The organism is Archangium sp. (assembly GCF_036388035.1).
Classification (GTDB): Bacteria; Myxococcota; Myxococcia; order Myxococcales; family Myxococcaceae; genus Archangium.
In genome coordinates, this window is sequence record NZ_DASVSO010000663.1 from 1 (window position 1) to 8,765 (window position 8,765).

Consider the following 8,765-nt stretch of genomic DNA (forward strand, 5'->3'; position numbering starts at 1 on the left):
AATGGGCTCATCCCTGCCCGGCGCGAAGAGGGGCCGCTCCTCCGCCATGTAGAAGCCCGCGGCCTCCACGATGGATTCGTAGTCGGCATTGGCCGGCAGCTGCGTGCCCAGGCCATGCCAGGGCTCCTGGCCCACGTAGGCCATTTGGTTGATGTCGTGAGGCATGGTGCTCCTCCTTGCGATGAGTGAGGGCACACCTCGAGTTCTCGGAACGCGGGCTGGATGAGCTCGGGTCCCGCTCGTTCGCGGTGCGCACCTCTGGATGGGTTGGAGGACTGCGGCGGTCGGTTGGCCGACGCCAGCAGGGGGAGTCCCTGCCATCGGCTTATACCGAGGCGTGGACTTCCGATTCGGCGGGTGCGGAACCGCGGCTCTACGCCTCGTTCACCTGCGCGTCATCGAGCCCGCTCAATCGTCCTCTCGCCGCCGAATTGCTCGACAAACACATGACGGTGACCCGGGGCCCGTCTCGCAGCGAATCATGCAGGCCCTGATATTCGGGGCTGGACGCTACCAGAGGAGTAACCCATGTGTTCTGGCTCCTCACGTCACGAAACGCCTTGGCTACCATTCCTCCCCCGAAACAAGGGCTGTACCGCTCTGACGGGTTGACTAGGGATGGGAACCTTGGCGGTAGTGCTGGGCTTTCTTTCTGCGATTGGCTGTGTTACCCGTAGCTGCACAATCCAGCCGCAACCCATACACACCGGAGGTGTTGTCATGCCGCGCGTTTCTTCCTCGCGTCGGACGGGGATTCGTCTTGCTTCGACTCCCGCCCACTCCCCCTTGGGCCTTCTCACGCTGCTCTCCGTGGTCCTGCTGTGTCCCCTCGCATGCGCGAGCAACAGCCCGCCCCAGGCGTATGCCTCCACCCGGGATGCGCTCGCGGACTTGGACGAGTTCGGAGCGCTGCTCATGCGGGCGGGGCTTCCTCCGGAGTTGCTGCCCTCGGGACGCGAGCTGTCCCCGGAGCAGGCCCAGCAGCTCCGGTTGCAGCTCCACCTCTACCCGCTCTATCCACCCAGGCCCGTCGAGCACGGCCCGTGGACGGTGGCGGACGTACTGCTGCTCGACGTCACCCTCAAGAGCAGCCCCGTTTCCCGGGCTGAACTGGGCCGTCGCATCCAGGAATTCGCGCCCCTCCTTGTGCTGCGCCCTGACGGCTACCTCGCCGAGGCGCTCACCGGGAAGGCCGAGAGGTGCGTGGGTCCGGTGGAGGTGAAGGACAACACCTACCGCGCTGGCGTCTACGAGCTGGGCGCCTTCTACAAGCCCGACGAGAACAACGAGCCGCAGCCCGTTTCCGTTGCCGGGCAGTCCACCGCATTCCATTAGCTGCTTCCTCGCCAGGACTCGTCCATGTCTCGCTCATCTCACGGCCCTGTTGCTCGCCTCACCTTTGAGTCCGGTGGCTACCGCTACAGCGTCCTGCGCCACCTCGTCACCCACCCCCACTACGACACTCTCCTGCTCGCTTCGCGCGAGTACGCCCAGGGTGGGCCCGTCAAGCTGGTGGAGCTCAAGCCCGTGGTGTTGGAGGAGGGCCGTGAGGGGCTGGAGCGCGTGCTCGAGGAGGTGCGGTTCGCCCGTTTCCTACGGCAGCCCAACATCGCCGCCGTGTACGGCTACGCGGTGCAGAACGAACTCCCCTACATCGTCATGGAGCACCTGCGTGGCTGCTATCTCCTCACCGCCATGGACGCCGCCGTGGCCGTGGGCCGCCGCCTGTCTCCGGCCTTCGCCGCCTACGTCGCCGGTGAGGTGGCGGACGCCCTCGACTTCGCGCACCGTGCCGTGGACGAAGCGGGCCGTCCTCTCCACTTGGTGCACCGGGCCGTGGGCCCCATGCGTATCCGCCTCGGGCGCAATGGTCGCGTCCAGGTCACCAACTTCGGCGCCGCTTATTCGGAGCTGCTCGGCCGCATCCGCTCGCCGGACGGACTCCTTCGGGGGGACCCGGCCTACATCGCCCCGGAGATTCTCCTGGGCTTCCTCCGGCCCGAGCCGGGGCAGAGGGACTTGCTCACCCCCAGAAACCTTGATGGCCGGGCGGACATCTTCTCTCTGGGTCTGGTGTTGCTGGAGATGCTGGTGGCGAGCTACCCGTTGGATCCACCCGACGTCCTGTGGCGGGACGTGAAGCGCCGTTTCCCCGCAGAGGTTCGTAGCGAGGTGCCCACCTTCATCAAGCTGGAGACACTTGCCGACCGCGTGCTGCACTTCGGCCCGGAGGAGGTTCAACGAGTGGCCGAGGAGGTGCCGACGCCACTGCGGCAGATTGTCTCCAAGGCGCTGCACCCCAACCCCGATGAGCGCTACCCGTCCGCGGACAAGCTGCGCGACGAGCTACAATCATACCTTGGCGGACTGCCGCAGCCCTACGGAGCGAAGGAGGCCGAGGAGGAGTTGGCCGAGATTCTCAAGGAAGCCACCGACCTCGACAAGCTGGCCGCCCACGCTGGCGTGGAGCGGGGCGTGCTCCCCGTGCCGTCCGACATCGACACCGACGACTTCCACTGAGACGCACCATGCCCCAGGTACATAAGACACAGGCCCAGCTTGCCCGTCACCTCGGAGCCGTGGCGCGCGAAGCGCGCACACGCGCGGGGCTGACGCAGGAGGAAGTGGCTGAGCGCGTTGGCGTAGCGACGGAGGTGTACGGGAGGCTCGAGCGCGGAAATATGCTCCCGAGCCTCCCGACGCTCATGCGGCTGTGCCGTGCGCTGGCCCTGGATGCCAATCCGCTTCTGGGCTTCTCGTCCTCGACGCCTCCCACGTGGCTCACCCTCGAGATCCCCAGTGAAGACGAGCCGCCCGTGGTGCGCCGTCTTCTTCGCACGGTGCGCAAGCTGAAGCCGCGCCAACTCACCGCGCTGAGCCACGTGGCCCGCGTGCTGCTGCCCTCCTCGGGCGCACGGGCCTCGCACAAGACGAAACGCGCTTCTTGAGGGTATGGCCGATGGATATGGACGCGGCGTTGAAGAAGTACTTCGGGAATGCGGCTCGGGCGGCCCGCCTGGAAAAGGGCTTCTCTCAGGCCCAGGTCGCCCAGAGCGCCGAGCTGGCCACGGCTGTTTACGGACGCATCGAACGCGGTGAGATGATGCCCAGCCTTCCGACGGTGCAGCGGCTGTGCCGAGCGCTGGACGTCGATGCGAATACGCTGCTGGGGTTTTCATCTCCGACGCCGCCCGCGTGGTTCACTTCACCGCCTCCGAAGGAGAGGTCGGCTGTCCAAGAATTCCTCCGCACGGCACGCCGGATGAAACCTCGCCAACTCAGAGCGCTGCGGGGCATGGCCCTGGCCATGCTCACGATGAACTCGAGCACCTCCCGACGGCCGACGCCCTCGACGCAAGACGCCCGCTGCTGACCATGACCCGCCTGAAGCTGGACCGATGAAGGACCCTCACCATCCGGCGTGCGGCACGACGCGCGGAGGACTTTGGTAGATGCGACCCATGGAACTCGAACAGCTACAGCCCGAACAGCTCCAGCAATCCTTGGGAGAAGTGGCCCGTGCGGCTCGCGAGCGGCTGGGGCTCACCCAGGCCCAGGTAGCGCGCCAGGCCGGAATCGCCGCCAATGTTTATGGACGCATTGAACGCGGCGGAATGATGCCCGCCGTCCCAACCCTTCGGAAACTTGCACGCATCCTCGGCATCTCCGCGGACGCGCTGCTCGCGTTGAGCCCCGCCGATGTGGCCGCCTCCGTCGATGCACCCGCCCCCGAGGGCAACCTGTCGCCGGAGCTGCTGCACCTCGTGAGCATGCTGCGCGGGTGGAGCCCCGCGAAGGTGAAGCGGCTGGTTCGGGTGTTGAAGGTGCTGGAGAACGCGACCGACGACGATTGAGCGGACGCAACGAGATTGGGCTGGAGCCAGGGGCCGAGCTGCACCCGGACTTTGGAGGGGTTCTGGTGTGCGCCGCCTCTGGCTCTGGCCCGCTTTACGCGAGGCAGGCGCCTGTGCTCCGCGCGGACACGGGCACGCGCCAGGTGTGATTCAAGCAGCGCAACCTGAGAGCCGAGTCGTGCTAGCCTCCAACTCCGGAGGTCGACTCATTCCATGCAACTCCCGCCGTTCAAGCAGCCCGAGTCCGGGGACAGTGTTGGTGACTACCGCCTCACAGCAAAGCTGGGCGATGGCGGACAGGGGCTCGTCTTCAAGGCCGAGCGCGCGGGCCGCTTCTTCGTCATCAAGTTCTTCCGTGCCCGCGAGCTGGACGCATGGGGCCTCATGGAGGTGTCCATCCTCCAGAAATTCAAGCACCCCAACATCGTCCGCGTCCGTGGCTACGACCGTTGGCCCGACCCTGACCACGGCTACTTCTACATCGTCATGGAGTGGGTGGACGGCCTGACGCTGGAGCAGTACGCCCTCACGGAAAACCCGTGTGCCCGCCGGTGCGCGGGCCTCATGCTGACACTGGCCCGCACCCTCGCGGCGGTGCATCGCAAGAATGTCCTTCACCGTGACATCAAGCGGGACAACATCATCATCCGCTCGCGCAACGCGGAGCCCGTGCTGGTGGACTTCGGCATAGGCGCCGTGGCCGAGGCCACCCCGGTGCCCGGCTCCAGCGTGCTTCCACCCGGAACGCAGGAGTACGTGAGCCCCGAGGCGTGGCGCTTCCTCGGGGAGAACGCGGGCGATCCGGTGAGCTACAAGTCCCAGGTGTCCGACGAGCTGTGGGCGCTGGGCGTTACCTTCTACTGGCTCCTCACCAACCGGCTGCCTTTTGGCACCCGGCGCAACCCTCTCATGGTGAAGGCGATTCTCGGCACCACTCCTCCGGCCCCGCACGAGTGCAATCCTCGGGTGCCCAAGGCGCTGTCCGACGTGTGCATGCGCATGTTGGAGAAGGAGCCCGCCGTGCGCTTCCCGGACATGGCGGCGCTGTGCGCGGCGCTCGAGTCGGCGTTGGCCGAGGCCCGGGGCGACGCGAGCTGGGACGTGCCACTCGGAGACCCGGACGCGCCCGCGGAGACGACGACGGACGAGATTCCAGCGCAGGTGCCCTGGGACGAGGAGGAACTCGCGGTGCGCAGGTGCTTCGCACCGCCGCGACGCGGACAGAAGAAGCTGAGTGCCGAGGAGAGCCGTACTTCTGTGGTTGCTCCGCCTGTCATGCCCGCCGCGCCTCCAAGCCCCGCGCCGGTGGCCGAAGCCCTGGCGGCGCGCATGGCGGCCATATTCCCCGCCCATGCCTGGGAAGGCGTGCCGTTCCCCGAGGAGGAGGTGTCGGCTCCGCCGTTGCCGGCGGTGCAAGGCTCCGCGGTTCCCGAGTCGGGTGTCGTCGCCTCTCAGATGAGGGATGCAGGACCCACGCGCGAGGCTGCTCCCAAACGAGGGCCGTTGAGGCTCGCAGTCTCGCGGGCCTTTCCCACCTTCATGGGTAGTCTGCCCGTGCGTGCCGTGGCCCTGGACGGCCTACGCCGGGCGGCGGTGGTGCTGGTGTTGATGGCGGTGGCGGCTGCGGCCAGCGCGGGCGCGGTGCTCGCCGCCTCTCCCTCCTCTCGGGCAGGCGGCGTGGCACAGCGCCACGCTGCACCAGAGCCTTCTACGTCTTCCGGCAACAGCCCGATTCTCCACGTCTACCTTGCCCGGGAATTGGCGGTTTCGCGGGACTCGCCGCAAGCTGGTGGGAGCGCGGCGATGTTTCTGCCTCCCACCCCCGCGCCGGCATTCACCACCGCCATGCTTCGCAAGGAAGACTTCAGCGTGAACACCCCCGAGAAGCCCCAGCCCCAGGCCCGGCGTGCCCGTTTCGCGGAGAAGTGCGTTACCGCGGCCTGCTGCGCCGTCCTTGGCGGCTGCGCAGGCGCGCCCCCGGTGCGCCCCGCCCCCAAGCCCGAGGCGTGCCCCTCGGGCGCCGTGGACAGCATGAAGGAGTTGGGCATCCGCATCGGGCAAGAAGCCTTTGGCTCTTTCCCCGTTGTCGGGGGCACCAAGCCCGTCCCCGTGACGGAATACAGCACGTTCACACTGACGACTTACTTGGGAGAGCTGAGACCGGGCACTGTCCTCTCCGGGCGGCTCATCTTCGCGGAGGGCCGTGTCTATGGCCGATTCAAACAGGCCAAGACCTTGGGCGGGAAGACGTATCCTGTCTGCTTGGAGCTGCGGAGCCGGGCGGGTGAGCTTGGCGTGGAAATGAAGCCGGACGGCGGGCCAGACTCCGCCGTGATCTCCTCCAGCCAAGATGTCAGGGCGGTGGAGCGCTTCGAGTAGTGCCGGTCATGGGCTCGGCGGCTTGGAGGTCAGGCGCCTGGAGGGCAGGGGTGTGGTAGAGGCCAGACTCTTCCTGGCGCTTGCTCGCCCCCATCAAGGTTGACCTCCCGTGCTCGTTGCGTCCCCTGTCGGCCTCCTGGCGCTGGCCCTCCTTTCCACTCCTTCGGCCGTTTCCGCCGCCCTCAGTGTGGACGAGTGCGAGGCGGCGAGCCCTCGCATCGAGCTGGCTGCCGTGCCCACCAAGGGCCAGGCGCCGGTGGTGTGTATTGGCCCGGGCCTGCCCATCACCTTCCGCTTCGACTCGTTGCTCCAGCAGGAATTCTTGAAGCTTCAGGAGCGGGGATGGTTCGAGGACTGGGCCTTGGGGCGGCAGACGCTCATGCTGGTTCCCCGAGAGAACCTGGTCGCCGGGAAGCGGACTGAAGTGGAGGTGTGCTTTGCGGACGGTGCCGCGCCCGCGTGCGCCACCTTCGTGCTCGTGGTTCATCCCGGGCTCGGCATGCAGGAGGTGAAGGTGCTACGGCAGCCGCGCCCCGTGGCGCACTTTCAGCAAGTCGCCAAGGAGGCCGAGGCCGAGGTGCAGCAGTGTCGTGCGGAAGTGCGGCAGCTCCGCGCCGAGCGCGGCGTTCCGGATGGGCTGAGGGGCGCTGTTGCGTCCGGACTGGTGAACCTTGGCAGGGGTGTTGACGGCAAGGACCTGAGCGACAGCGCCACGGAGAAGGAGGGGAATGCCCTCGTCAAGCACCGTGTCTACAGCTACCGCGCGAAGGAGCGGGTGGCAGTGGAGGTGTACCTTGCGAATCCGGGCACGACGCCTTGGACGGCGGCGGGTGCGGTCCTTCGGGGGCCCAAGGGCGAGGTGTTCAAGCCCCTCCCAGTCTGGCAGCCGGACCCCATTCTACCGGCTGATCCACAAGGCGAGCGCGGTATTCAGGTGGGCCGCGTCGCGGTGGAGGTACTGGCTACGGAGAAGGAGGCCCGGGGCACCTACACTCTCATCCTATGGGATGCAGATCGCCAGCGCACCGTGACCCTCGGCAACGTGACGTTTCCGTAAGGGGCCGAAGGGCTCTGGAGGCCATGGCTCGCAGGCCGTTTTCATCCCTCGCGGAGACAACGCTTGAAACTCTGAATAGAGGACAAGAGGTCCTCGCGGACAGGGTCGTTTATAGGAAGTTCATTTCCGGGTAGGGCAAAGAATGTTTCAACGCCCTGTAGAATAGATTTGCAGAGATCTGTGGGCTCGGCTTCGCCAAGTTCTGTCGTTCCGCTACGAAGTGAGATGCGCCCCCGCTTGGTCTTCTTGAACCAAACGGAAAAGGAGGAGTCCGCTCCGACGAACCTGTACTCAGACTGAGCTCCCCTCAATAGCGTCTCCAATCCATAGAGAAGATCCGTGATGGCAATGGCCAGCATCATTGCTTGATCTGGGCTCTTCCCGCGCGATGTGCAAATTCCTTTTTCTCCCGAAAAGGTCATGTGCCCCAGATCGAATCCTGAGCGCTCTGAGATCATCTGCTCATCGAGCCATTCACACCGCAATACGACCATTCTATTCCCCCTCTCATGATGGGAAACATGGTGATGACCCGAATCGCCTCATCTGATTTCGCCACATCACGAATGCGTCTACATCCATTGATTCCTGGTCGCACGGATTCGAGGCAGCAGGAACTGTTCACACTCCTCGTCCGACCAAGTCCCACCAGGAAAGACGTGCCATGCACCAGCAGCAGCAGCATCTGCCAGAGATAGGCAGAATGCTTTCTGGAGATATGTGATGGTCTTGATTCTTCCTTTGGATGCATCGAGCGACAAGCATTCGAGCAGCCAACGCATCATTTCACATACTCCATGGTCTGCTGCGGCCATTTTGCGCAGTTGGACAATCAAGCTCATGTCCAAACTCGTGTTGGTTCCCATGGACTCATGCCTCATTTGGTGAATAGAACCTGAATGAAACTATACGCGCCGGGAGCACCCTTCGCTTCGACCACGACGGCCCTTGTGAATCCATATTCGGCTGCGCGACGAGCCGTCCATGTCTTCGTGACTGCAACCTCAAGAGGTACGTCCTGGCCGACAAGTTTGTTTACCTCCGCAAGATTGTCTCCATAGCGCCAATTCCCCCGAATCGCACGAACGTTCCTGCCAAAATGCTTCATCATTCCGCGAAACAACTCCGTTCCACGGATCGCGCTGCCCTTCGGCGCCTCGACTATCACGTCTACAACTCCTGTGTTGTCGATGGTGGCGGCGATTCCGCTCCCATCAGGCGCCATGTGTTCGTAGTCAACGGTGGAGCCTCCATCTCCCCCGCCCCCCATTTGGTGAAGGATGATGGCCGCACCGGGTCCTCCGCTCAACACCGTGGCCGCCTTGCCCACCGGAACCACCACGCGTTCTACCACCAGCAAGCCCTCGGCCGAGAGGGACAGCACCGGCACGGTGGCCTCCAGCCCGCCCACCGCCCGCGTCAACGTGCTGGTGGTGCCCCCAGCCGTGCCAAATGTGACGATGAGGTTGGTCAAT

9 protein-coding genes and 1 pseudogene are annotated in these 8,765 nt (G+C 65.3%); 7 read left to right on the plus strand and 3 right to left on the minus strand.

Features of this window, described 5'->3' with window-relative positions:
* Positions 1-786 precede the first annotated feature (786 nt).
* From VF697_RS27095 to VF697_RS27125, 7 genes are all read left to right on the plus strand, one after another.
* Positions 787-1,335 carry a hypothetical protein gene (locus tag VF697_RS27095; RefSeq protein ID WP_331099620.1) on the plus strand — a complete coding sequence of 183 codons (549 nt, stop codon included), beginning with the start codon at positions 787-789 and terminating at the stop codon, positions 1,333-1,335.
* Positions 1,336-1,359: 24 nt separating this feature from the next.
* Positions 1,360-2,520 (plus strand): serine/threonine-protein kinase, encoded by a 1,161-nt coding sequence (locus VF697_RS27100; protein WP_331099621.1) that lies wholly within the window; start codon positions 1,360-1,362, stop codon positions 2,518-2,520.
* Positions 2,521-2,528: 8 nt separating this feature from the next.
* Positions 2,529-2,948 carry a helix-turn-helix domain-containing protein gene (locus tag VF697_RS27105; protein ID WP_331099622.1) on the plus strand — a complete coding sequence of 140 codons (420 nt, stop codon included), beginning with the start codon at positions 2,529-2,531 and terminating at the stop codon, positions 2,946-2,948.
* A gap of 11 nt (positions 2,949-2,959) precedes the next feature.
* Positions 2,960-3,373 carry a helix-turn-helix transcriptional regulator gene (locus tag VF697_RS27110; protein WP_331099623.1) on the plus strand — a complete coding sequence of 138 codons (414 nt, stop codon included), beginning with the start codon at positions 2,960-2,962 and terminating at the stop codon, positions 3,371-3,373.
* A gap of 88 nt (positions 3,374-3,461) precedes the next feature.
* Positions 3,462-3,854, plus strand: a complete 393-nt coding sequence (locus tag VF697_RS27115) for a helix-turn-helix transcriptional regulator (RefSeq protein ID WP_331099624.1) — start codon at positions 3,462-3,464, stop codon at positions 3,852-3,854.
* Between the two features lie 213 nt (positions 3,855-4,067).
* Positions 4,068-6,233 carry a serine/threonine-protein kinase gene (locus VF697_RS27120; RefSeq protein WP_331099625.1) on the plus strand — a complete coding sequence of 722 codons (2,166 nt, stop codon included), beginning with the start codon at positions 4,068-4,070 and terminating at the stop codon, positions 6,231-6,233.
* Between the two features lie 109 nt (positions 6,234-6,342).
* Positions 6,343-7,290, plus strand: a complete 948-nt coding sequence (locus tag VF697_RS27125; RefSeq protein ID WP_331099626.1) for a DUF2381 family protein — start codon at positions 6,343-6,345, stop codon at positions 7,288-7,290.
* Between the two features lie 41 nt (positions 7,291-7,331).
* Here the strand turns inward: VF697_RS27125 and VF697_RS27130 are convergent, their stop codons facing one another.
* From VF697_RS27130 to VF697_RS27140, 3 genes and pseudogenes are all read right to left on the minus strand, one after another.
* Positions 7,332-7,652 carry a hypothetical protein gene (locus tag VF697_RS27130; RefSeq protein WP_331099627.1) on the minus strand — a complete coding sequence of 107 codons (321 nt, stop codon included), beginning with the start codon at positions 7,650-7,652 and terminating at the stop codon, positions 7,332-7,334.
* Between the two features lie 210 nt (positions 7,653-7,862).
* Positions 7,863-8,132, minus strand: a complete 270-nt coding sequence (locus VF697_RS27135; protein WP_331099628.1) for a hypothetical protein — start codon at positions 8,130-8,132, stop codon at positions 7,863-7,865.
* Positions 8,133-8,167: 35 nt separating this feature from the next.
* Positions 8,168-8,765 (minus strand): annotated as a pseudogene (locus VF697_RS27140) (hypothetical protein); the annotation flags it as partial.

Excerpts from the sequence above, each read along its gene's own strand:
- VF697_RS27100 (WP_331099621.1), top strand. The coding sequence starts at position 1,360 with ATGTCTCGCTCATCTCACGGCCCTGTTGCTCGCCTCACCTTTGAGTCC.
- VF697_RS27105 (WP_331099622.1), top strand. The coding sequence starts at position 2,529 with ATGCCCCAGGTACATAAGACACAGGCCCAGCTTGCCCGTCACCTCGGA.
- VF697_RS27110 (WP_331099623.1), top strand. The coding sequence starts at position 2,960 with ATGGATATGGACGCGGCGTTGAAGAAGTACTTCGGGAATGCGGCTCGG.
- VF697_RS27115 (WP_331099624.1), top strand. The coding sequence starts at position 3,462 with ATGGAACTCGAACAGCTACAGCCCGAACAGCTCCAGCAATCCTTGGGA.
- VF697_RS27120 (WP_331099625.1), top strand. The coding sequence starts at position 4,068 with ATGCAACTCCCGCCGTTCAAGCAGCCCGAGTCCGGGGACAGTGTTGGT.
- VF697_RS27130 (WP_331099627.1), bottom strand. The coding sequence starts at position 7,652 with ATGATGCTGGCCATTGCCATCACGGATCTTCTCTATGGATTGGAGACG.
- VF697_RS27135 (WP_331099628.1), bottom strand. The coding sequence starts at position 8,132 with ATGAGCTTGATTGTCCAACTGCGCAAAATGGCCGCAGCAGACCATGGA.